Annotated in this window: 26 protein-coding genes; 13 read left to right on the forward strand and 13 right to left on the reverse strand. The window is 66.5% G+C overall.

The window, feature by feature from the left end; genetic code table 11:
• Positions 1-134: 134 nt before the first annotated feature.
• From AC13C7_RS04605 to AC13C7_RS04625, 5 genes are all read right to left on the reverse strand, one after another.
• A complete protein-coding gene (locus AC13C7_RS04605; RefSeq protein WP_482866734.1) occupies positions 135-1136 on the reverse strand; it encodes a molybdopterin-binding protein in 1002 nt (333 codons plus the stop codon).
• Positions 1133-2110, reverse strand: a complete 978-nt coding sequence (locus AC13C7_RS04610) for an XdhC family protein (protein WP_172319377.1) — start codon at positions 2108-2110, stop codon at positions 1133-1135. The genes AC13C7_RS04605 and AC13C7_RS04610 overlap by 4 nt, the downstream gene beginning before the upstream one ends.
• Entirely contained in the window at positions 2107-2256 is a 150-nt protein-coding gene (locus AC13C7_RS04615; protein ID WP_482866735.1) for a hypothetical protein, read from the reverse strand. Before AC13C7_RS04615 ends, AC13C7_RS04610 begins: the two co-directional genes overlap by 4 nt.
• A gap of 85 nt (positions 2257-2341) precedes the next feature.
• Positions 2342-4027 (reverse strand): OmpA family protein, encoded by a 1686-nt coding sequence (locus AC13C7_RS04620; protein ID WP_482866736.1) that lies wholly within the window; start codon positions 4025-4027, stop codon positions 2342-2344.
• A gap of 168 nt (positions 4028-4195) precedes the next feature.
• Positions 4196-4678: a peptidase S1 gene (locus AC13C7_RS04625; protein ID WP_172319378.1), complete on the reverse strand. Its 483-nt coding sequence runs from the start codon at positions 4676-4678 to the stop codon at positions 4196-4198.
• A 371-nt stretch (positions 4679-5049) separates the two neighbouring features.
• Between AC13C7_RS04625 and AC13C7_RS04630 the strand changes: the two genes are divergently transcribed.
• Entirely contained in the window at positions 5050-6009 is a 960-nt protein-coding gene (locus tag AC13C7_RS04630) for a phosphoadenosine phosphosulfate reductase (RefSeq protein WP_482866737.1), read from the forward strand.
• Positions 6010-6024: 15 nt separating this feature from the next.
• Here the strand turns inward: AC13C7_RS04630 and AC13C7_RS04635 are convergent, their stop codons facing one another.
• Positions 6025-6744, reverse strand: a complete 720-nt coding sequence (locus AC13C7_RS04635; RefSeq protein ID WP_482866738.1) for a hypothetical protein — start codon at positions 6742-6744, stop codon at positions 6025-6027.
• Positions 6745-6978: 234 nt separating this feature from the next.
• Positions 6979-7272, reverse strand: a complete 294-nt coding sequence (locus AC13C7_RS04640) for a hypothetical protein (RefSeq protein ID WP_482866739.1) — start codon at positions 7270-7272, stop codon at positions 6979-6981.
• 133 nt (positions 7273-7405) lie between these two features.
• On the opposite strand from AC13C7_RS04640, the gene pyrC reads away from it, so the two are divergent.
• The 9 genes from pyrC (at position 7406) to AC13C7_RS04685 (ending at position 15703) form a co-directional block, all read left to right on the forward strand.
• Positions 7406-8446 carry a dihydroorotase gene (gene pyrC / locus AC13C7_RS04645; protein ID WP_482866740.1) on the forward strand — a complete coding sequence of 347 codons (1041 nt, stop codon included), beginning with the start codon at positions 7406-7408 and terminating at the stop codon, positions 8444-8446.
• 64 nt (positions 8447-8510) lie between these two features.
• Entirely contained in the window at positions 8511-9191 is a 681-nt protein-coding gene (locus AC13C7_RS04650; protein ID WP_482866741.1) for an orotate phosphoribosyltransferase, read from the forward strand.
• 217 nt (positions 9192-9408) lie between these two features.
• Positions 9409-10905 carry a replicative DNA helicase gene (locus tag AC13C7_RS04655; protein WP_172319384.1) on the forward strand — a complete coding sequence of 499 codons (1497 nt, stop codon included), beginning with the start codon at positions 9409-9411 and terminating at the stop codon, positions 10903-10905.
• Between the two features lie 162 nt (positions 10906-11067).
• Positions 11068-12111 carry an alanine racemase gene (gene alr, locus AC13C7_RS04660; protein WP_482866742.1) on the forward strand — a complete coding sequence of 348 codons (1044 nt, stop codon included), beginning with the start codon at positions 11068-11070 and terminating at the stop codon, positions 12109-12111.
• Positions 12108-12890 (forward strand): MlaE family ABC transporter permease, encoded by a 783-nt coding sequence (locus AC13C7_RS04665; protein ID WP_172319386.1) that lies wholly within the window; start codon positions 12108-12110, stop codon positions 12888-12890. Before alr ends, AC13C7_RS04665 begins: the two co-directional genes overlap by 4 nt.
• Positions 12887-13633, forward strand: coding sequence for an ABC transporter ATP-binding protein (locus tag AC13C7_RS04670; RefSeq protein ID WP_482866743.1), 747 nt, complete (start codon positions 12887-12889; stop codon positions 13631-13633). Before AC13C7_RS04665 ends, AC13C7_RS04670 begins: the two co-directional genes overlap by 4 nt.
• A gap of 60 nt (positions 13634-13693) precedes the next feature.
• On the forward strand, positions 13694-14065 hold the full coding sequence (locus tag AC13C7_RS04675) for a hypothetical protein (protein WP_482866744.1): 372 nt from the start codon (positions 13694-13696) through the stop codon (positions 14063-14065).
• A gap of 53 nt (positions 14066-14118) precedes the next feature.
• Positions 14119-14859, forward strand: a complete 741-nt coding sequence (locus AC13C7_RS04680) for a metallophosphoesterase family protein (RefSeq protein ID WP_482866745.1) — start codon at positions 14119-14121, stop codon at positions 14857-14859.
• Positions 14846-15703, forward strand: coding sequence for an EamA family transporter (locus tag AC13C7_RS04685; protein WP_482866746.1), 858 nt, complete (start codon positions 14846-14848; stop codon positions 15701-15703). The genes AC13C7_RS04680 and AC13C7_RS04685 overlap by 14 nt, the downstream gene beginning before the upstream one ends.
• A gap of 3 nt (positions 15704-15706) precedes the next feature.
• Here AC13C7_RS04685 and AC13C7_RS04690 read toward each other — a convergent pair whose 3' ends face one another.
• Positions 15707-16162 (reverse strand): DUF805 domain-containing protein, encoded by a 456-nt coding sequence (locus tag AC13C7_RS04690; RefSeq protein WP_172319391.1) that lies wholly within the window; start codon positions 16160-16162, stop codon positions 15707-15709.
• 146 nt (positions 16163-16308) lie between these two features.
• Here AC13C7_RS04690 and AC13C7_RS04695 point away from each other — a divergent pair, with 146 nt between their 5' ends.
• Positions 16309-16476 (forward strand): hypothetical protein, encoded by a 168-nt coding sequence (locus AC13C7_RS04695; protein WP_446120708.1) that lies wholly within the window; start codon positions 16309-16311, stop codon positions 16474-16476.
• Positions 16473-17123 carry a DUF1638 domain-containing protein gene (locus tag AC13C7_RS04700; RefSeq protein WP_482866747.1) on the forward strand — a complete coding sequence of 217 codons (651 nt, stop codon included), beginning with the start codon at positions 16473-16475 and terminating at the stop codon, positions 17121-17123. Before AC13C7_RS04695 ends, AC13C7_RS04700 begins: the two co-directional genes overlap by 4 nt.
• Before the next feature lie 20 nt (positions 17124-17143).
• Here AC13C7_RS04700 and AC13C7_RS04705 read toward each other — a convergent pair whose 3' ends face one another.
• Positions 17144-17572, reverse strand: a complete 429-nt coding sequence (locus AC13C7_RS04705) for a SufE family protein (RefSeq protein WP_172319394.1) — start codon at positions 17570-17572, stop codon at positions 17144-17146.
• A 117-nt stretch (positions 17573-17689) separates the two neighbouring features.
• Here AC13C7_RS04705 and AC13C7_RS04710 point away from each other — a divergent pair, with 117 nt between their 5' ends.
• Positions 17690-18139, forward strand: coding sequence for a hypothetical protein (locus AC13C7_RS04710; RefSeq protein ID WP_172319395.1), 450 nt, complete (start codon positions 17690-17692; stop codon positions 18137-18139).
• Between the two features lie 7 nt (positions 18140-18146).
• Here AC13C7_RS04710 and rnd read toward each other — a convergent pair whose 3' ends face one another.
• From rnd to AC13C7_RS04730, 4 genes are all read right to left on the reverse strand, one after another.
• Complete coding sequence (gene rnd / locus AC13C7_RS04715) at positions 18147-19307, reverse strand: ribonuclease D (RefSeq protein ID WP_446120732.1); 1161 nt, start codon at positions 19305-19307, stop codon at positions 18147-18149.
• Positions 19308-19578: 271 nt separating this feature from the next.
• Positions 19579-20172, reverse strand: coding sequence for a phosphoribosylglycinamide formyltransferase (purN, locus tag AC13C7_RS04720; RefSeq protein WP_482866748.1), 594 nt, complete (start codon positions 20170-20172; stop codon positions 19579-19581).
• Entirely contained in the window at positions 20169-21215 is a 1047-nt protein-coding gene (purM, locus tag AC13C7_RS04725; RefSeq protein ID WP_482866749.1) for a phosphoribosylformylglycinamidine cyclo-ligase, read from the reverse strand. Before purM ends, purN begins: the two co-directional genes overlap by 4 nt.
• A gap of 129 nt (positions 21216-21344) precedes the next feature.
• On the reverse strand, positions 21345-22709 hold a 1365-nt coding region (locus AC13C7_RS04730), incomplete at its 5' end, for a hypothetical protein (RefSeq protein WP_482866750.1).

Genomic DNA, 22709 nt, shown 5'->3' on the forward strand with positions numbered 1-22709 from the left:
GGGCAAACTGGCGCGGGGCACTCTGGCGCCGTCTCCGCGCGGGCCGTGATCCGCCCTTGGGCCTCCATCCAAGCATGAAATCGGCCGTCGGAAAACGAAAACTTTCGTGTCGAGCGATCGTGGGGCCGTCCGTCTCAGCGCGGCTGCGGGCGGGTCGGGATCTCCTTCAGCAGCCCGCCCACGGCCATCGCGGCGATGTCGGCGCTGGTCACCTCCTGGCCGCAGATCACCCGCTCCAGCACCCAATCGGCCCCGTTCAGCGCGGGCGAGCGGGCGCAGCCCGGCAGGCCGATCACGGGGCGGTCGCCGAGATGCCCGAGGAACAGCAGGTTGCCCGGATCGACCGGCATGCCCACCCGCGTCACCCGCCCCCCCGCCGCGCGCAGCGCCTCGGGTCCGACATCGGCGGGGTCGGACGTGGCCGAGGCGGTCAGGATCAGGATGACCTCGCCCTCGGCCCGCGCAATCGCCCCCGCGAGGTCGGCGATCTCATGCGCGGCAAAGGCCCGGTCCGTCAGCCGCATCCCGAACCGGTCGAGCCGCGCGGCCATCGCCTCGCGGCCCTTGGGCGAGGGCTCCGCCGCGCCGATCCGGGTCTCGATCAGCGTGGCGGCGCGATAGACGGGGGCCGCGACATGCAGCGCCCCGGCCCCGGCCCGTTCCGCCTTGTGCAAACTCGCCTCCGCCACGGCATAGGAGATGATCTTGATCGTCGCGATCATGCCGCCCGCGCCGATGCGCTGGTAATCGGGCAGCGTGGCCAGGGTGACCATCGGATCGACGCTGTTCACCGCCTCGATTGCCGGTCCGTCGAGGCGCAGCAGCCCCGCGCCCTCCGCGTGCAGGTTGACGCGTCCCTTGGCCCCCCTGGCGATGCGGATACGGGCGGCCTCGGGGTCGGGGATCAGCGCGTGTGCCAGCCGGGTCGCAGCCGCATCCTCCGCGATATCCCCCGCCTCCAGCCGCGCCACGGTGACCGAGGTCACGCCCTCCGCCGCGAGGTCGGCGATATCGGCGGCACTCAGCACATTGCCCTTGGGAAGACGGCGCGCCTTGTCCCCTGCCCCGGTCACGCGCACGGAATGGGCCAGCACCGCGCCCGCGGCCTCCGCGACCGGCACCGGGCCGAACCTCATGCCCCCTCCTGCCGCAGAACCCGCGTGATCTCGGCCAGGATCGACAGCGCGATCTCGGCGGGGCCTTGCGACCCGATATCGAGGCCCACGGGCGCATGGATGCGCGCGATATCGTCGGGTGACACCCCCGCCGCGCCAAGCCTCTCGACCCGCTTGGCATGGGTGCGCGTCGACCCCAGGCAGCCGAGATAGAAGCAGTCCGAAGCCAGCGCGGCCTGGATCGCGGGATCGTCCAGCTTCGGATCATGGGTCAGCGTCACGATGGCGCTGCGGCTGTCGGGAGCGAGGGCCTCAAGGGCTGCATCGGGCCAGTCCTCGACCAGTTTCGCGCCGGGAAACCGGGCGGGCGAGGCGAAGGCCGGGCGCGGGTCGATCAGCACCGGGTCATAGCCCGCCATCTGGGCCATCGGCAGCAGGGCCTGCGCGATATGGACCGCGCCCACCACCATCAGGCGCAGGGGCGGGTTGTGGATGGCGATGAACTCGGACCCCTCGACGCCGGATTTGTCGGCCCGGAATCGCGCGGCCAGCGCGGGTGTGTCGCCTGCCGCCAGCCTGCGCGCCCCGGTCTCCAGATCGACCAGATAGGCCACCGGCTTGCGCGCCGCGCGGGCCGCGACCAGGTCGGCCAGCAGCGCCTCGGGCAGCACTGTGCCCACGGGCTCCACCAGCACCTTGATGCGCCCGCCGCAGGCCAGTCCCACGGCAAAGGCATCCTCATCCGCGACGCCGAATTCCAGCATCTGCGCGGCGTGGGAGGTCAGCGCCTCCATCGCCTCCTCTACCACCGCGCCCTCGACGCAGCCGCCCGAGACCGAGCCTTCCATCTCGCCCGCGCCCGAGACGACCAACTGGCTGCCGACGGGCCGGGGGGCCGAGCCCCAGGTTTCCACCACGGTGGCCAGCACCGCGCCGCGCCCCCGCCGGTGCCAGTCCAGCGCGATCTCGGGGATCTGGGTGAAGGTGTGCGTCATTCCGATTGCGTGATCCGGGTCAGGAAGCAGGTGTTGCGGGGGGATCCGACATCAACATAGGCCACATTCGCGCGGCTGAGAAGCGCCGTCGCGCAAGCCTCCAAGCCCGTCGCCGGGGTGATCCGGTCATCCTGGCCGCGTGGCAAAGCAACGGGCCTCGGGCGACCCGGAACCCCGCGCACAGGGGCGCCCCTCCGCCATCCCGGGCGGAGGGGCCTTGCTGGTCAGTTGTCAGTTGGCGCCTGCCACCTGCAGCAGCGGCGTCACCCGGCGCACCACGACGCGGCGGTTTTCGCGGGCGGCCTGCTGCGTTTCGATCAGCAGATCGCTTTCGCCATAGCCCTGCAGGACCATGTTGGCGGGCGAGACGCCGAAATACTCGGAGAGCGCCAACGCCACGGATTCGGCCCGCCGGTCGGAGAGCGCAAGGTTCAGCGCCCGGCCCCCGATCGCGTCGGTATGGCCCTCGATCAGGAACACCTCGCCGGGGTTCTCGGCGATGAGGTCGCGCATGAGCTGGCCAAGCGCGGTCAGTTCCTCGGCCTCGGAGGGCTGGATCGCCGCCGAGCCGGTGGCAAAGGTGACATTGTCGATATTGATCGCGGGCGCGAGGTAGCGGACCCGGTCGATATGGCGCACCTGCGCCAGCGAGAAGCCACGCCCCACCTGGGTTTCGGCGGCGAGGGCCGCGCGCAGGGCGGCGACATCGGCGTTGTCGGGGTCAAAGGACGCGGCGGGCGCGCCTTGCGGTTGCGGCAGCGTCGCCAGGTCGACGGCCTCGACAGTGCGCGTGTCGTCGAACAGAACGGTCTCGGTCCCGTTCGGCGACACCACGATGCGTTTCAGCACGCGCATCTCGGCATTGCGCACGGTCACGGTCTGCGACCCGTCGGGATGGGTGATGACAGTGCGGGTGGAGCCATCGTCGAAGCGGCGCGTCGTCACCTCGTCACCGGGACGGCGCAGGATGGTGTCATCGTCGCGGATCACCTCCAGGTTGCCCTGTTGGTCCTGCACGACGACGCGGTCGGGCGCGGTCGAGACGACCTCGCGGTTGCCCGACAGAAGCGCGCCGACGACAAGCCCCGCGCCCGCCGCGATCAGCCCGCGTTCGAGCGTCGAGAGGCCGTCATCATCATCATCCGTTCCGGCGGTTGCCGGGGGCGTGTCATCCTCGGCAAACTCCTCGTCCGAGCTGCGCACCTCCTCCGAGGTCACGGTTTCGGTGGTTTCCTCGACCGGATCGGCGTCCTCGGCGGCGGCGGCGGCTTCGGCGGCACCGCCTCCCGCAGCATCCATTTCGGCATCCGAGGGTCCGGTCGGGGCGGGCTCTTCGGTTTGCTGCGGTTCTTCCGTCACCTCCGCTTCGGCCTCGGCCTCGGGGGCCTCTGCTTCTGCCTCGGCTTCAACCTCTGCTTCTGCCTCTGATTCAACCTCTGCTTCGGCTTCCGGTTCTGCCTCACCCTCGGCTTCGGCTTCCAGCCGTTCTTCGATTTCCGCCGCGCTCGGGGTTTCGGCGTCGACCTCTGCCTCCGCTTCTGTTTCGACTTCGGCCTCGGCTTCGGGCGCCGCCTCTGCTTCGGCCTCGGGGGCCGCCTCTGCCTCTGCTTCAGCCTCGGTTTCAACGTCGGCCTCAACCTCTGCTTCGGCTTCAGGCGCTGCTTCCGAGCCTGCTTCTGCCTCTGCTTCTGCTTCAGCCTCTACTTCTGCTTCTGCTTCTGCCTCTGCTTCAGCCTCTGCTTCGGCCTCCCCTTCCGCGCCGTCCAGAAGCGCGGCGCAATCCTCCGCGCTCAGCCCCTCGGCGCATTCCAGCGCGTCGGACAGGATGTCATCCTGGGCAAAGCCGGTGGTCGGAAAGGGAACGGCCAGCGACAGGCTGGCGACAAGGGCGGTCGTGGTCGAGAGGGATCGGCGCATCTGGGGCCTCCTTCATGTTGATCTCGGTTCGCGGGATCAACGGCCATGGATACGCAAGGGTTCCCGCGCCGGGCCTGCACCGGCGGGTTTTCGCCAGTCGCCCCCGGACGCAAACAGGCCGCCCCCGGCACTCGGAGGCGGCCCGCGCGGTCCCGGTTCAGGACAGGATCAGTAGTTGTATTCGGTGATGATCAATTGCGCCGGGTTGTTGGAGCTGCGGTTGTAGCTGCCGGTCCAGATATCATATTGCCCCGACATCGGGTTGGTGAAGACGATGGCCGAATTGAAGCCGCGATAATCGTCATTGTAATACCACGAGCCATCGGGCGCATTCACCACCAGGATCGGGTCGACATTTGACCGCGCCTCAAGCGCGAAGGTCAGCCGTCCGGTGGGCGACGTGCCCTGGTATTGCAGCCGGAAATCTGGCCGCGACACCACCCACCCCGCACCTAGGTAGGGGCTGCAATCGGCCAGGTTCACCCGCCCGCCGGCGGTCAGGTTGCGCACGTAAGGGTCAGGCAGGAATCCGGCCTGAAGGCTTTGCTGGCCGAACACGGTCGGATTGTTCCAGTTCGGACAGGCAAGAGCCTGTCCCGCCCCCACAAGGCCGATGGCGAAGGCCAGGGTGGCAAAAAGGCGTTTGATCATGACGTATCTCCTAGGTCAAAAACAATTCTTGTGATCCCGCTTATCGGGCGGGTTCGGGTTAAGTTACCAAACTCCCGGCAAAAAATCCAAGTGAAGCGTGCAGCATGCCGCAACGAAAAACCGGTTTGGTGTGCGAATCCCCACAAGCCTCCCGCGGCGCGCGATCCCTGCCACAGGTCTTAAGTTTCGATAAAGTTTCCCGGTATTGTCACCAATCCCGCCCGGCACCTGCTGATTGTCACGCGCGCGTGGCCGTGGAGGCCGGAAATAGCCGCGCTTTCCTTAAAGAAATTGCGCATTCTCCCCGTTTCTGTGCCATAGTCGCGGGCCACAAAGACCCGAAAAACCGCCCCTGATACGAGTGTCCCATCATGCCCGATCCGACCCCCGCCAACGCCCCCACCCGTCCGACCCGCGCCGACTGGCAGGCGCGCATGGTGGAGATCGGCAAGATGCACGGGTTTTTTGAGCGTCTGGGGGCCGATCACCATGCGCTCTACGTGCAGGAAGGCAACACGCTGCTGGTCACGTTCGACGAGGTCGCGCGCGTCATCGACAAGGGCGAGGATGCGCTGCCGGTGGGATTCGAGGCGGTCAAGAAACGCGAATGGTCGATGCTCAGCATCCTGGCCGAGGGGCGCAGCTGGTTCCGCGACCCCGGCCTCTACCGCTTTTTCGACAAGCTGGTCGATGAAGGGTTTTTCGACAGTTTCGACAAGGTCATCTTCCTGGGCGCAGGCCCGATGTGCGGCCATGCGGCGGCGGCGTTTTCCGTTACCGCGCCAGGGGCCAAGGTGCTGGCACTGTCGCCTGCCGCCACGCTGGACCGCGCGGCCGCCCCGTTCGAGCTGCGCTTTCGCGCCGCCTGGCGCAAGACTTTCACAGACCGCTACGGTTATGCCCCCGACATGGTCGAAGGCGCATCGCAGGCCTTCATCGTCTACGATCCGCTGGAGGTGCTGGACGCCGCCCATGCCGCGCTTTTTCGTGCAAAAACAACGCAACGGCTGCGCTTTCGCGGCGGCGGCGCCGATATCCTGTCGCTGCTGGAGCCGCATCGCAATCTCGACCGGATGCTGAAAGCCACCGCCAACAACCGCATGACGCCGCTACGCTTTGCCCAGATCACCCGGCGGCTCAAACAGAGCAACCGGCGCTACCTGCTGTCGCTGCTGGCGCGGGCCGAGGAACGCGGCGGGCTGAAACTGGCCGCCATTGTCGCGCGGCGCGGGCTGGACGCGACCGGCGCGCCGCATTTCGCGCGCCGCCTCTCGGCGATCGAGGCCAAGATGACCGGCGCGCGGGACCAGGTGGCCGTCGCGGGGGAATAGCCCCCCGCCCTCGCCTTACTTGTTCGGGTCCGGCTGGCCCGGCGGTGCCGCGGGCGTCGGGTTGCCCGGCATCGGGGCCGCGCCGTCCAGAAGATACCCGGTTTCGCCCTGCAATGGCGGCTCGGTCGAGATCGAGGTCGGCTCATCGCGGGTGAACGGCTCACCCTCCTGGATGCCGCCATGATAGATCGCGATCCCGAGCGAGGGCAGATAGGTCAGGTAGTCGATGTAATCGGCGGTGCCGTCATCGGGCGAGGTCGTCACCACCATCGGCCAGCTTTCATAGGCGCAAGTGCCGATCATGGTCTGGCGCGCGGCCTGCGTCGCCACCGTCACCGTTTCCACGGCGCGCGCGCCATCGTCATGCAGCCGCACGGTCGAGCCCGACCAGCTCTGCCCCGCGCTCAGGACCGGCAGGTTCACCGGGCCCACGGCCCAGGTCGTAGCCTCACCGGTCTGCGGCACGATCATGCCGTTCTGGGTCGACCAGGATTGCAGCACATAGGCCCCGCGCAGACTTTTGACGCGAAAGCCCGAGCCGTCGTCGAAATTGGTCTCCTCCTCCATCACCGTGCCGTCGGACAGCAATTCGTAACGGATGTGGAAATCGTTGAAGGTGACATAGATACTGTCGGTGGTGTCGGCGATCGAGGTCGGACACTCGGCCAGGGCCGCGCCAGTGGTGAGGGCCAGGGTCGGCAGGACCGCGGCGGCAATACGCTTTGAGTGAAACATCAGGGGTCTCCTTGCAAAATCCGGTTTCGGGGGACCGTTCAATATCCCCGGCGCCGGGAATACGGCGCAGGGGCGGACCCGCTTGCATCAGTGTCGCGCGCAATCGGCCATCTGACCAGCCCCTATCGCGGGGGCATGACGTATCGGTCCGGCAGCACATCACGGCGCCCCCATGGGTCGCGCGACCGGGACGGAGCGTTCAAGAAACGCCGCCGGGGCAGGCGTTTGCGCGGGTCAGTCCCGCCCGCCGCCGGGGCGGATCGTCTTGGTGGTCAGCGCCTCGTAGAACCGCTTGCCGAAAAGCCCCAGGAACGCCCCCGCAATCAGGGGCAGCGCCCAGACCTGCCCCCAGAGCGCTTGCAGAAGTGCCGCCAGCGCCAGCGCGATCAGCAGGGTCAGCATGTCATACTCGCTCCGCTCCACCGGGATCGCGATGTCGAACACCTCCTCGACCGAGCGTTTGACATGGGGGTCAGCAATCGGCGTCAGATACCCGGCCAACAGGCCCAGAAGAAAGCTCATGATCATGGCGGTCGTCCTCATCCTTGCAGTCGCGCAGGGGGTATAGCGCGCCCGAAACGGCGGCGAAAGCACGGGAATCGCCGCGCCCACGCGATTTTGCGCTTTGCAGGGGGGGCTTGCCTCGTGTAACCGGCAGGCCATGACCGACACCCTGACGCTCCGCCGCCCCGATGACTGGCACCTGCATCTGCGCGACGGCGCGATGTTGCGGGCCGTCCTGCCCGAAAGCGCCCGCGATTTCGCCCGCGCCATCATCATGCCGAACCTGGTGCCGCCGGTGGTGACGGCGGCGGATGCGGCCCGCTACCGCGACCGGATCCTCGCCGCCCTGCCCGAGGGCAGCGGTTTCACGCCGCTGATGACGCTCTACCTGACCGAGGAGACCGACCCGGCGGATGTCGCCGCCGCCCATGCGAGCGGCCTGATCACGGCGGTGAAACTCTACCCGGCGGGGGCCACCACGAACTCCGCCTCGGGCGTATCCAATTTCGACAATGTGCGGGGCGTGCTGGAGAGAATGGCCGAGATCGGCCTGCCGCTCTGTTTCCACGGCGAGGTCACGGATCCGAGTGTCGATATCTTCGACCGCGAGGAGATATTCCTCGACACCGTCCTCGACCCGCTGCGCCGCGCCACGCCGGGGCTGAAGGTGACGCTGGAACATGTCACCACCAGCCAGGGCGTCGATTACATCACGCAAGCCGACGGAGAGATCGCGGGCACCATCACCACGCATCACCTGATGATCAACCGCAACCACATCCTGGCGGGTGGCATCCGCCCGCATTATTACTGCCTGCCGGTCGCCAAACGCGCCACGCATCAAGAGGCGCTGCGCCGCGCCGCCACCTCGGGCAACCCGCGTTTCTTCCTCGGCACGGACAGCGCCCCGCATCTTGACGCCGCCAAGGAAACCGCCTGCGGCTGCGCCGGCTGCTTCACCGCGACCAACACGCTCTCCTGCCTCGCGCATGTGTTCGAGGAGGAAGGCGCGCTGGACAAGCTGGAGGGCTTTACCTCGCTCAACGGCCCCGCGCATTACGGGCTGCCCGCCAATGAGGACACCATCTCCCTCGTCAAATCAGCCACGCCTGTCGACTACCCGGCCCAGATCGCCACGCCTAACGGCCCCGTCACCCTGTTCGACCCCGGTCATCCGCTTTTTTGGCGCGTGACCTGACCGCTTCTTTGTTCCTCAAATATCCCCGCCGGAGGCTCCCCCGGCCCGCCACAAGAGGCCACGCATGATCCCAAGCAGCTACCCCACCGATTTCGAGATGGCCCGGATGACCGCGCGGATGCTGCTCGACATCAAGGCCGTGCATTTCAACGCGGAGACACCTTACGTGCATTCCAACGGCAAGGAGGCGCCCACCTATGTCGATTGCCGCAAGCTGATTTCCTTCCCGCGCATCCGCTCCACGCTCATGGATTTCCTCACCTGCACCTTGATGCGCAAGGCGGGGCTGGAGGCGTTCGACAATGTCGCGGGCGGCGAGACGGCGGGCATCCCGTTTGCCGCCCTGGTGGCCGAACGCATGGCCCTGCCGATGACCTATGTGCGCAAGAAGCCCAAGGGCCACGGCCGCAACGCGCAGATCGAAGGGCAGATGGGCGACGGCGACCGGGTGGTTCTTATAGAAGACCTGACCACCGATGGCGGCTCGAAACTGGCTTTCGTCGACGCGATCCGCAAGACAGGGGCGACCTGCGGGCATACGGCGGTCATTTTCTACTATGGCATCTTCGACGAGACCATCCCGCGCCTGGCGGAACACGGGGTCGAATTGCATTACCTCTGCACCTGGTGGGACGTTCTGGCCGAGGCCCGCCGCGCGGGCGATTTCGACGATGCGACGCTGGCCTCGGTCGAGGCCTTCCTGACCGATCCCGAAGCCTGGCGCGCGGCGCGTAACCCGGCCTGAGTTAACGATTATTACCACAAGATGTGGCCTGCGGCAGACAATGCAGGGCTTGATGTGCTACGCTGCGCCGTGACGTAAACGGCAAGGCGGGGGCCGGGACTTGTCCCCAGATTCTCCACAGGAAATGCCGCTTCAACCCTGTCTTAGGGTTTGAGATGCAACCCCCGTTCGGGCTATGACCGGGCCGACGGGGCAGAAAAAACAGGGGGCAGAGGGCATGAACCAGATCAGCACGATACCGGGCGAGACCAGCCAAGCCGCTGATACGGCGGAACTTCCCCATAACGTCGAGGCCGAACAGCAGCTTCTGGGTGCGATTCTCTCCTCCAACGATGTGCTGGACCGGGTCGACGACCTGGTGAAGCCCGATCACTTCTACGACCCCGTCCATGCCGACATCTTCGCGCTGGCCTCGGGCCGGATCACCAAGGGGATGCAGACCGACGCCACCACGCTGAAGAACTTCATGGCCGACCATCCCGGCCTGAAGGCGCTTGGCGGGGCGGAATACCTGCTGCGCATGCAGCTTTCGGCCATCGCCACCACGGCGGCGCGCGACTATGCGCAGCTGATCCACGACCTCGCCCTGCGCCGGTCGCTCATTTCGCTCGGCAAGGACATCGCCGATTCCGCGCAAGCCGTGCGCGATGACAGCACGCCCGACGACCAGATCGTCGAGGCCGAGGCCAAGCTCTTCCAGCTGGCCTCCACCGGCACCGCCTCGAAGGGCTTCCAGAGCTTCCTGCGCGCGCTGACCGATGCGGTCGATATCGCCAACGCCGCCTATAATCGCGGCGGCGGGCTGGCGGGCATTTCCACCGGGCTGGCCGATATGGACAAGATGCTCGGGGGGCTGCATGAAAGCGACCTGCTGATCCTTGCGGGCCGTCCCTCAATGGGCAAGACCTCGCTGGCGACCAACATCGCCTTCAACGTCGCCAAGGCGTGGAAACGCGGCCAGAAACAGGATGGCAGCGAGGGCACGATCGAGGGCGGTGTGGTCGGCTTCTTCTCCCTGGAAATGTCGGCGGCACAGCTGGCGCAACGTGTCCTCTCGGAGGCCGCCGAAGTGCCCTCCGAGCTGATCCGCAAGGGCGACCTGAATGAGGAAGAGTTCCAGCGCTACCTGCGCGCGGCGCAAGACCTCGAGGCCTGCCCGCTCTATATCGACGACACGCCCGCCCTGCCAATCTCCCAGGTCGCGGCCCGCGCGCGGCGTCTGAAACGCTCGCGCCAGGGGCTGGACCTTCTGATCGTCGACTACCTGCAACTTCTGCGCGGCACCGGCAAGGCCGACAACCGCGTCAACGAGGTCTCCGAGATCACCCAAGGTCTGAAGGCCATCGCCAAGGAGCTCAACATCCCCGTCATCGCGCTCAGCCAGCTCTCCCGCCAGGTGGAATCGCGCGAGGACAAGCGGCCGCAACTCTCCGACCTGCGCGAATCCGGCTCGATCGAGCAGGACGCGGATGTGGTCATGTTCGTCTATCGCGGCGAGTATTACAAAGAACGCGAGAAACCGGGCGAGGAGAACCTGGAGGCCATGGCGAAATGGCAGCAGGACATGGAGCAGTTGCACGGCAAGGCCGAGGTCATCATCGGCAAGCAACGCCACGGCCCGGTCGGCGCAGTGGAGCTCAGCTTCGAGGGCCGCTTCACCAAGTTCGGCAACCTGGTCAAGCCCTGGCAACAAGGTGCGGATCAGGGGTTCTGAGCGCGCGCCCGGTATCACGGTCCGGATCTTGAGTATTTGGACCAAGAAGATGGAAAAATTTATTCAAATTGTCGTATCTTCTTGGCAAAAATACTCACGGCGCGACGGGTGCCTCCCCGTGCTGCCTTGACCCCGGCGCGGCAAGGCCCGACTAAGGCCCTCATGGCGACCGGGCAGCTTCATATCGATCTTGACGCAATCGCGGCCAATTGGGCCGCGCTCGATGCGATGACGGCCGTTGAGACCGCGGCCGTGGTCAAGGCCGATGGTTATGGCCTGGGTGTCGGCCCGGTGGCGCGGCGTCTGGCACAAGCCGGTGCGCGACGGTTCTTCGTCGCCATCGCCGAGGAAGGCGCGACCTTGCGCGAGGTGCTTGGACCAGGGCCCGAGATCAACGTGTTTTCGGGTCATATGGAGGGCGACGCCGGGCTCATCCATGAGGCCGGTCTGGTCCCGATGCTGAACAGCCCCGAACAGGCCGCCCGCCACCGCGCCGCGCTGCCGGATGCGCCTTACGGCGTGCAACTCGATAGCGGCATGAACCGGCTCGGGATGGAGCCCGCCGATTGGGCCGCGACCCGCGGCACGCTCCAGGCCGGTCCCCTGACGCTGGTGATGAGCCACCTGGCCTCCGCCGACGATCCTTCCAGTGCGCAAAACGCCGACCAGCTGCGCGTCTTTCGCGAGATGACGGGTGGTACCACCGTGCCCCGCAGCCTGGCCGCCACCGGAGGTATCCTGCTTGGGCCGGACTACCATTTCGACCTCTGCCGTCCGGGCATCGGCCTTTACGGCGGCGCGCCCTTCACTGACGCCACCCCCGTCATCCACCTCTCCCTTCCCGTCATCCAGACCCGGCCCCTCAGCCCCGGCGAAGCGGTCGGCTATTCCGCCACCTGGAGGGCCGATGCCGCCGCCAGGATCGCCACACTCGCCGCCGGATACGCCGACGGCATCCTGCGCGCGATCAGCGGCCGCGCGCAGGTCTTCGCGGGCGACATCGCCTGCCCCCTCGCGGGCCGCGTCTCGATGGACCTGATGGGGGCCGACATCACCCATCTGGCAAGCTGCCCCGATCACCTCGACCTGATCTGCCCGGCGCAAAGCATCGACGACCTCGCCCGCGCGGCGGGCAGCATCGGCTACGAGATCCTCACCGCGCTCGGCGCCCGCTACACCCGCCACTATACCGGAGCCGCACCATGATCCTGACCGCGCCGCTTGCCGCCATCGGCCGCTCGACCCTGGGGCTTCTGGCCGCCATCGGGCGCGTCGCGCTGTTCTTCTTTCAGGCCGTCAGCCACATCCTGCGCCCGCCCTGGTATCCGCGTGAATTTGCCGTGCAGCTGATCCAGATCGGCTGGCTGTCGCTGCCGGTCGTGGGCCTCACCGCGCTTTTCACCGGCGGCGCGCTGGCCTTGCAGATCTATGCCGGCGGCTCGCGCTTCAATGCCGAGGCTGTCGTGCCCTCCATCGTCGCCATCGGCATGGCGCGCGAGCTTGGCCCCGTCCTGGGCGGCCTCATGGTGGCGGGCCGCGTCGCCTCGGCAATCGCCGCCGAGATCGCCACGATGAAGGTGACCGAGCAGATCGACGCGCTGGTCACGCTCTCCACCAACCCGATGAAATACCTCACCGTGCCGCGCCTCCTGGCCGCGACGCTGACCCTGCCCGTTCTGGTGGCGGCGGGCGACAGCATCGGCATTTTCGGCGGCTTCCTCGTGGGCACGACGCGGCTTGGCTTCAACGAGGTCGGCTACATCACCAACACCGTCGATTTCCTCGAGTTCTGGGATGTCGCCTCGGGCCTGGTCAAGGGGGCGGTCTTCGGCTTCATCGTGGCGCTGATGGGCTGCTTTCACGGCATGTCCTCGGGGCGCGGCGCGCGCGGCGTGGGGAAGGCCACCACCAATGCCGTCGTCTCCGCCTCGATCCTGATCCTGGCGGCCAATTACCTCCTGACAGAACTGTTCTTCACCGCATGATCGACATCACCGGGCTTCATAAATCCTTCGGGTCAAACGCGGTCCTGCGCGGCGTCGACCTCAATGTCGAAACCGGAACCTCCACCGTCATCATCGGCGGCTCGGGCACCGGCAAGTCGGTGCTGTTGAAATGTATCCTTGGCCTCGTCAACCCCAACAAGGGCCAGATCCTGCTTGACGGCGAGGACGTGACCCGCGCCGAGCGCGATCCGTTCCTGGCCAAGTTCGGGATGCTCTTCCAGGGCGGCGCGCTCTTTGATTCCATGCCGGTCTGGCAGAACGTAGCCTTTCGCCTGCTGCGCGGCTCGCTCAGGAAACCGGTCGAGGAGGCGCGCGAGATCGCGGTCGCCAAGCTCGCCCGTGTCGGTCTCGGGCGGGAGGTGGCCGAAAAATTCCCCGCAGAGTTGTCGGGCGGCATGCAAAAGCGGGTGAGCCTCGCGCGCGCCATCGCCGCCGATCCGCAGGTGATCTTCTTCGACGAACCCACCACCGGGCTCGACCCGATCATGGCGGGCGTCATCAATGACCTGATCCGCGAGATCGTGGTCGAGATGGGCGCGACCGCGATGACCATCACGCATGACATGTCCAGCGTCCGCGCCATCGCCGACCGGGTGGCGATGTTGCACAGGGGCAAGATTCGGTGGGAGGGACCAGTGGCCGAGATGGACGCCGCAAGCGACCCCTATCTGCGCCAGTTCATCACCGGCGCCGCAGAAGGGCCGATCGAGACCTTGCGCTGACATCTCGCAATCGTCACCGGCAGCCCCTAGATCAGACTGGCAGCCATTCAGGAAAAGCCAATGCTCCTCACCGGCCTCGCCGCGCCGCTTGCCCTCATCCTTGCCACCTATGCCGCGATCACCGGCCTCTCCTGGGCGCGCCGCGTCATCGCCGAGCCGCGCCGCGCCCGGCAAGCGGGGCTGGCGCTCAACCTGATCCGCCGCGCGGGGCCCCCGCTGGCCGCGGCCCTTCTGTTGCTGCTGGCCGACCGCATCCTGTTCCTGCCCGACGCGCCCGCGCTGGCCGCCCTCATCGCCGCCGCCGCGCTGGCCTATGGCACCCATCGGGGCCTGCGCGATCTGGGGCCGGAGAACTGGCGCAGCCTGATCACGCGCCTTCTTCTCACCGCCGCCCTCTCCCTCTTCGTGCTCTGGCAATTCGACTTCGTCTAGAACCACGCCTGCCCCCTTGCCTTTCGCTGCCATCCCCGGTCTATCTCTGGCCCATGAGGGTTTACGCGATCGGAGATGTTCACGGCCACCTGGCCAAGCTGGAAGGCGCGCTGGCGCTGATCGAGGCGGACCGGGCCGAATGCGGCGACCGGACGGCACCGCTGGTGCAGGTGGGCGATCTTGTCGACCGTGGCCCCGACAGTGCCGCCACCGTCGATTACCTGCTCGACCTCACCCGCGCCGATGCCCGCGTCACCGTTCTGCTTGGCAATCACGACAACATGTTCGTGCAGTTCATGGCCGAGAGCCCCCGCGCCGATCCGCGCCTGCGCTCCGATCTCACCTGGCTCAACCCCCGTCTCGGCGGGCTGGAGACGCTGGCCTCCTACGGGGTCGATATCGACGCGGGCCCGGCCGAGATCCACGCGCAGGCCCGGCAGGCCGTGCCCCCCGCGCATGTCGCGTTTCTGGCCTCCCTGCCGCTTTCCTTCGCGCATGGAAGCTGCCTCTTCGTCCATGCAGGCATCCGCCCCGGCATCCCGATCGCCAACCAGGATCCGGAGGATCTCTACTGGATCCGGCACCGGTTCCTGGACAGCCGCGCCAATCATGGGCCCCTGATCGTGCATGGCCACACGCCGGTGGAGCGCGTCGAGCATCACGGCAACCGCCTGGCCATCGACACCGGCGCGGCCTATGGCGGGCCGCTCTCCGCCGTCGTGATCGAGGGCCGCCGCGCCTGGCTGCTGACGCCCCAGGGCCGGCAGGAGGTCACCCCCCGTGCCGCCGCGTGACATCGGCCTGATCGCGCTGGTGATCCTGGCCTGGGGCAGCAATTTCACCGCGATGAAACTGGCATTGGAGGAGGTGCCGCCCTTCCTGATGGTCGGCCTGCGCTTTGCGATCCTGGTGCCGCTGATCGCGGTGCTCAAACGCCCCGCCCTGCCCTGGTCCCGGATCCTCGCCGTGGGCGCGCTGATCAATATGGGGCAGTTCGCCTTCCTCTTCGCGGCCCTCAACGCGGAGGCGAGCGCGGGCCTCGCCTCGCTCCTCATTCAGATGCAGGCCCCGCTGACCATCGCGCTGTCCTTCCTCGTCTTCGGCGAGCGGATCCGGCCACTGCAGATCGAGGGCCTTGCCCTGGCGCTGGCAGGCCTGGGGGTCTTCGCGGCAAGTTCGGGGGGCAATGTCACCGGCCTGGGGCTGGCGCTGCTCTTGATGGCGGCGCTGTCCTGGGCCTGCGGCAACCTGGTGCTGAAACGGGTGGGCCGGGTCGACACGCTGGCGCTCTTCATCTGGGCCAGCCTGGTGCCGCCGCTGCCGATGCTGGCGCTGTCCGTGGCCGTCGAAGGCCCCGCCCCCTTCGCCACCATCGCCGCAATGTCGGCGCAGGGCTGGCTGGCGGTGATCTATGTCGCGCTGGCCTCGACCGTGCTTGGCTATTCGATCTGGGGGGCGCTGCTCGCGCGTCATCCGGCGGCGCTGGTCACACCCTTCGCATTGCTGATCCCGGTGGTCGGCGTCAGCATCGCGGCACTGGTCCTCGGCGAAAGCCTCACCCCGCGCGATGCGATCGGCGGGGCCATCATTCTGGCGGGTCTCGCCCTGACCCAGATGGGGGCGAAGCGGAGCAGATAGGCGTCAGGCGACGGGATCGGCCCCGTATTCATTGGGGCCATCGGTGCCCTTCAGAACGCCAAGCTCGATGATCGCCCAGATGCCGACGATGGCGGAAATCCACAGCACAAGCGAGGCCAGAAGCCCCGGCACCCAGATGCTCTCGCCCATGAATTCGATGCGCGAAAAGCCGATGCCGAGCAGGTTCATCACATTATAGACCAGCGAAGGCGCGATGAAGATCCAGAGCCACGGATTCGCCCCCTTCTCACGGTCATGCAGCCGCCGCACCGACAGGCCCGCGAAAAGCGCCAGCATGATGACGGAGATGATCAGCTGGATGAGACGGCCGAAAAATCCGTCGCCGAAGATCAGGCCGAGGATAAGCCCGACAACGATCCCGATGGCAATCAGGATGCCGATGCCGATCCACCACTCCTGACGGCCGATCCGCCCCTCGAATGTCATAAAACGTTCCATGAGAATTCCTCTGTTCCTGTAAATGGTTCGCGAAAGTGGTCGAACCGTAGCACGGGGCGGGCCGATTTCAACACCTGGTCGGCGGCGGGACCGATCCTGTCGCGCCTGCCCTAGGAAATCGCCCGCGCCGGGGCCATATTGAGGGCATGGATACACGGTTCCTCACCCTCATCGCCGGTATTGTGCTGGCCGCCGCGCTGACCCTTGGTGTTGCCTTTCTGGCCGCCGGGACGGTGCCCGCCCTGCCCCTTGCCGCGCCGCTGCTGACCGGCATCGCGCTGGCCCTGATCCTTGCGCAAAGGCGGCGGCGATGAGGGACGGGGCGCTTCCCGCTGACGGCACCCTGACGCAATCGGGGCTTGCGGCGGCGGGCCGGGGCAAGGTGCTGCTCCTGGCCTGCGGCGCGCTGGCGCATGAGATCGTGGCGCTGAAACGGTTGAACGGATGGGACCATCTGGACCTGCACTGCCTGCCCGCGATCCTGCATAACAGCCCCGAGAAAATCCCCGACGCGGTCGGGGCGGCGGTCGAAAAGCATCGCGACGGCTATGACGAGGTGTTCGTCGTCTACGCCGATTGCGGCACTGGCGGATTGCTTGCAGAGCGCTGCGAAGACCTCGGCGTGCAGATGATGCGCGGGCCCCATTGCTATTCCTTCTTCGAGGGCAATGACGCCTTCGCCGCCCATGACGATGAGATCACCGCCTTCTACCTGACCGATTTCCTTGTCCGCCAGTTCGACGCCTTCGTCACCCGCCCCCTGGGCCTCGACCGCCACCCGGAGCTGCGCGACATGTATTTTGGCAATTACACGAAACTGGTCTACCAGGCGCAGGTAAACGATCCGAAATTGGTTGAAAAGGCAAAGACTTGCGCGGCGTTCTTAAAGCTTGATTTCGAGCTGCGCCGCACCGGATACGGCGACCTGGAAACCGAGCTTGGCGCCGTGGCCAACCCGTAGGGTGCGCGTCAACGCACCGCTCACGCCGCCGCCGCTTCGCCCGCCAGGAACCGGATCCGCTCCACCATCGCGCGCAGCCCGTTCGAGCGTTGCGCCGACAGGTGATCGTTGAGCCCGAGCCGCGCCAGTTCACCGCCCGCGTCGACGCGCAGCACCTCCTCGACCGTCAGCCCGTTATAGAGTGCGGCCAGCACCGCGATCAGCCCGCGCACGATCATCGCATCGCTTTCGCCCCGGAAATGGAACTCGGCCCCGCGCCCCGCGCCCTCGATCTGCGGCAACAGCCAGACCTGCGAGGCGCAGCCATCGACCTTGGTGGCGGGCACGCGAAACGCCTCGTCCAGCGGTTCCATTGCGCGGCCCAACTCGATCACATGGCGATAGCGGTCTTCCCAGTCGTCGAGAAACTCGAACGTCTCCGCGATCTCTTCAAAGGCGTCGGTTGCCATTCATCCCTCCTGGTCGGTCGGCATTTAGGTATGTGCCAAACCGGCAAAGGTCCAGAGGCGCTTTTCAACACGCAAAGGATGCGCTAGGCAGAAGCAGCTTACGCGAGGGACCCCGCCATGACATTTCGCCTGTTGATCACCTTCGTCCTTGTGCTCGGCCTCACGGGATGCGCCACGCGCTGGAACCCGATGAACTGGTTCGGCGGCGACCGCGAGGAACGCATCGAGGTGACGGCGGATGAGGTCGAGACCGATCCGCGCGGCCTGGTGACCGAGATCGTCAGCCTGTCCGTCGTGCCCAACCCCGGCGGCGCGGTAATCAGCGCCATGGGCCTGCCGCCCCGGCAAGGCTATTGGGAGGCCGACCTTGTGGAAGTGTCCCGCGAGGGTGGCGAAATGGTCTTTGAATTCCGCGTCTTCCAGCCGCTCGATCCCAACACCCGCGTCTCCACGCAACGCTCGCGCGAGGTGCTGGCGGGCACCGCGCTCAATCGCTTCGATCTTGCCGGCATCCGCTCGATCACCGTGATCGGGCAGCAGAACCGCCGCACGGTCAGCCGCCAGTAACCCCTGATCAGACCGGGATGATCTTGACCTGTTGGCCCTTGGCCGACAGCGCGATCTCGCCCTCGCAAAGCCGCAGCGCATCCTCGCCGAACACCTGCCCACGCCATCCATGCGCCCACAGCCCGTCGCGCGTGCCGCAGGCGATATCGTCCAGATCGGCGGAGGAGGCAATGAGCTTCTGCGCCACGCCCGCCTCCTCGGCCTTGGCCTTGAGGAGCACGCGCAGAAGATCGGCCAGCGCCGGGTTCATCTGCGACTTGTCGCGCCCCGCGGGCGCTTTCGGCATGTCCTCGGGCCGGGTCTCCAGCCCGCGCTTGACGGCGGCCAGCAGCGCCTCGGCGGCATCGCCCTTGCGTCCGTCACGTTGCAGCAGGCGCGATTTGCTCAGATCCTGCACCGATTTCGGCTTGGTCGAGGCCAACTCCATCAGCACGTCATCCTTCATGATCCGGTTGCGCGGCACGTTGCGCGCCTGCGCCGTCTCCTCGCGGTATTTCGCAAGCTCGCGCAGGATGGCCAGGAACTTGCCCGAATTGGTCCGCGTCTTGAGGCGCTTCCAGGCCTCGTCCGGCTCGACCACATAGGCCTCGCGGTTGGTCAGCGTCTGCAATTCCTCCTCGACCCAGGCCCGGCGCCCGGTGCGCTCCAGCTCGGCGGCGAGATATTCGTAGATCTGGCGCAGATGCGTCACATCGGCCAGCGCATAGGTCTTCTGCGCATCGGTCAGCGGGCGGCGCGACCAGTCGGTAAAGCGCGAGGATTTGTCCAGCGAAGCCTTGGCGATCTTGCGCACCAGCGTCTCATAGCCGACCTGTTCGCCAAAGCCGCAGACCATCGCCGCGACCTGGGTGTCGAAAAGCGGCTCCGGCAGCACGTCGCCATCGACATGGAAGATCTCCAGATCCTGTCGCGCGGCGTGGAACACCTTGACCACATCGCGGTTGCGGAAGAGCTCGAAAAGCGGCTCCAGCGACATGTCCTCGGCCAGCGGATCGACCAGCACGGCATCACTGTCATCGGTGCCGGGCAGGGCCAGTTGCACCAGGCAAAGCTGCGCGAAATAGGTGCGTTCACGCAGGAACTCGGTATCGACGGTGACATATGGGCATTGCGCGGCGCGGGCGCAGAACTCGGCCAGCGCGTCGGTTGTGGTCAGGGTCTTGGGCACGGGGGTGTCATACCTGTGTGTGTTGGTGTTCTTGGGCCGCTCGGGCCATATCCCCTCATAGGCCAGCCCCGCCGGAATGAAAAGAGGCGCACCGTCCCCTTCTTTGTTCTCCAAATATCCTCGCCGAAGGCATCCGACACCGGCCCGACGCGCGCCGCCTGCACTTCTTTCCAGACCTCGCATTTATCCATGGCAATGCGTCGTGGCGACGGCCCCGAAGGGGCCCGAGCCGCGGCGCCCCCCGGTCGGCGCGCCCGCGCGTCGAAACCACCTAAGGCAGGCGCACGACCCGCCTGTCCCCGGCCGCAAACCGCCGCAGCACCGCCGGATAAAGCGCGTGTTCCTGCACCAGCACCCGCGCGGCCAGCGTTTCGGGGGTATCCCCCGGCAGAACCTTTACCCGCGCCTGGCCCAGGATCGGCCCGTCATCCAGCGCCGCCGTCACCTCGTGCACGGTGCAGCCATGCTCGGCGTCGCCTGCCGCCAGCGCGCGGGCATGGGTGTCGAGCCCGCGATATTTCGGCAGCAGAGAGGGGTGGATATTCAGCATCCGGCCCTGGTAGCGCGCGGTGAAGCCCCCGGTCAGCACCCGCATGAACCCGGCAAGGCAGAGGATATCCGGTCGCGCCGCGTCCAGCACCCGCGCCAGCTCCGCCTCGAAGGCCGCACGGTCGCCCTTGTAAGGCCGGTGATCGACGACGGCGGTGGGGATGCCCCGTGCCGCCGCCTTCGCCAGCCCGCCCGCATCCGCCGAATTGGCCAGCACCAGGCAGGGCCGCGCGGGGTGATCGCCTGTCATGCTGTCGGCCAAGGCCACCATGTTCGAGCCGCTGCCCGAAATCAGGATGGCCACCCGGCTGGTCACAGAAGCGCGCCCGTGTAGCTGATGCCCGCGCCCTCGCTCACGCGCCCGATCCGGGTGACGGTCTCGCCCGCGTCGGTGAGAATCCGTGCGGCCTCCTGCGCGCGCGCCTCGGGCACCACGGCAACCATGCCGATCCCCGCGTTGAAGGTCTTGAGCAATTCGCCCTCTTCCATCCCGCCGGTTTCCGCCAGCCACCGGAAAACCGGCGGCAGCGGCCAGGCCGACAGATCGACCTCGGCCCCACACCCCTCCGGCAGCACGCGCGGCAGGTTCTCGGTCAGCCCGCCGCCGGTGATATGCGCGAGGCCCTTCACGGCCCCGGCCCGCACGCCCGCCAGGGCCGAGGTCACGTAAAGCCGCGTCGGCGCCAGCAGGCCCGCGCCAAGCGCGCCCTCCGAGAAGGGCGAGGCATCGTGCCAGTCCAGCCCGGACCGCTCCACGATCCGGCGCACCAGCGAATAGCCGTTCGAATGCACCCCATCCGAGGCCAGCCCGAGCAGCACATCACCCGCCGCGATCCCCTTGGGCAGGTCGCTGCCGCGTTCCATCGCGCCGACGGCAAAGCCCGCAAGGTCGAAATCGCCGCCCGCATACATGCCGGGCATTTCCGCCGTCTCGCCGCCGATGAGAGCGGTGCCGGAGCGTTTGCAGCCCTCTGCGATCCCGTCGATGATCACCGTCGCGGCTTCGACATCCAGCTTGCCCGTGGCGAAATAATCCAGGAAAAACAGCGGCTCCGCCCCCTGACAGACCAGGTCGTTGACGCACATCGCCACCAGGTCGATGCCGATGGTGTCGTAAATCCCGGTATCAATGGCGATGCGCAGCTTGGTGCCGACCCCATCGGTCGCGGCCACCAGGATCGGATCGGCAAAGCCTGCCCCCTTCAGGTCGAACAGCGCCCCGAAACCGCCAAGCCCCGCCATGACGCCGGCCCGCGCGGTGGATTTGGCGGCGGGCTTGATCCGCTCCACCAGCGTGTTGCCGGCGTCGATATCCACGCCCGCCTGAGCATAGGTCAGCCCATCGGAATCTTTTGTCATGGCGCATGCTCCGTCGCTGTCGCGCCCTGCTAGCAGCGCTGACCGGGCCTGTCCATAAGAGGGGCGCGGCAAAAAGGCCGCATCGGGTCATGAACCGCCGATGCGCCCCCCCGCCCGGGCCATATTCATTCACCCCCAGATGATCGTGATATCGTCCAGCAACATGCTGACATTGGCGACGTTGCGGATCAGAAGTGTATCGCCGCCACCAAAATCCAGCAAAATGTTGTTGCCTGTATCGGTGGCGAACTGATTAAGAACCTGCTGCGCGCTCAGATTACCGACCCAGAGATTGTCATCCAGGCGGATCGTGTCCCGATTATCTTCGAAATCCATGATGCGATCAGCCCCGAATCCGTCGCGGTAAATAAAGGCGTCGCGCCCGCCCTGGCCCCACATCTTGTCCAGATTGCCCCTGGTGCCGTTAACCACGTCATTGCCCGACCCGCCCCTGAGGATATCGATGCCGTTGCCACCGATGAGCTTATCCCTGTCGGCATTGCCCAGGAGCGTGTCATTGCCGCGCCCGCCGTCGAGGGTGTCGTTTCCAGATCCGCCCCGCAGCGTGTCATGGCCGCGCAATCCGTCAATCTCGTCAGCGCCGCTGCGACCCAGCAATTTGTTAGAGACTCCGTTGCCCGTAATGTTGTCGTCGCCTGACCCGCCGGTTGCGTTTTCTATTATCACGCCGGATTCCCTGCCCCGGTTGCCAAGCGCGTCCGTGAAATCCGCCGCGATTGTAAAGCCGCCAAAGTAGGAGTTGCCGCCGCCGTTCATGATATAGGACAGCGGCCCGCCACCGGTCGGGGAATTGTCCAGCGTCGCCGAGTTCAGGTTGATCACCGCATCCCCCGATCCATTATAGCGGATCGTGTCGGTGCCACCGGTATCCCAAATGCTGAGCCAGCCGCCCGCTTCGGGGATAATATAGGTGGTGTTGCCGTTCTTGAAACTTGTATCGGCCCCGTAATAATACTGCACCAATGCAATATCGAACGCGCCAAGCCCTACATTGTAACCGTAGGCCGCCAGTCCGGAACCCTGTGGATCCTGGCCAACTTCCCAGCCACGGTTATAGGACATGATCGTATAGATCTGCTGGTTTAGCTCATTGTCGCCAAAGTCGTTCGAGTTCGTGACCCCCGGGAACAGGGGCGACCCGCCGCCATTGTCATGCGTATGGGCGAAACCCAGACCATGGCCAAGCTCGTGCATCATCATCCGGTATCCAAAGCCGCCCGGAGCCAACCCAGCCGGATCATAGGTCAAGCCCGATGCTGGATAGCTGTAGCTTTCGTAGTTGAAATAGCCATGCACCTGACCTGTGGTAAATGCTTGCTCTGGTGTTTCATGAGAGGTGGCTTGGTTTGTCTGAACAGTTTCGAGCCGTTTCGTAAGTGGATTTCCCGCTCGGTTATGCCGCGACCGGGATTTGTCGCGGCGTGATGTGATATGCCTGATCGGGTGTCTTCCCGTCCAGCGATGAATGCGGTC

The organism is Alterinioella sp. B-7, from assembly GCF_056857775.1.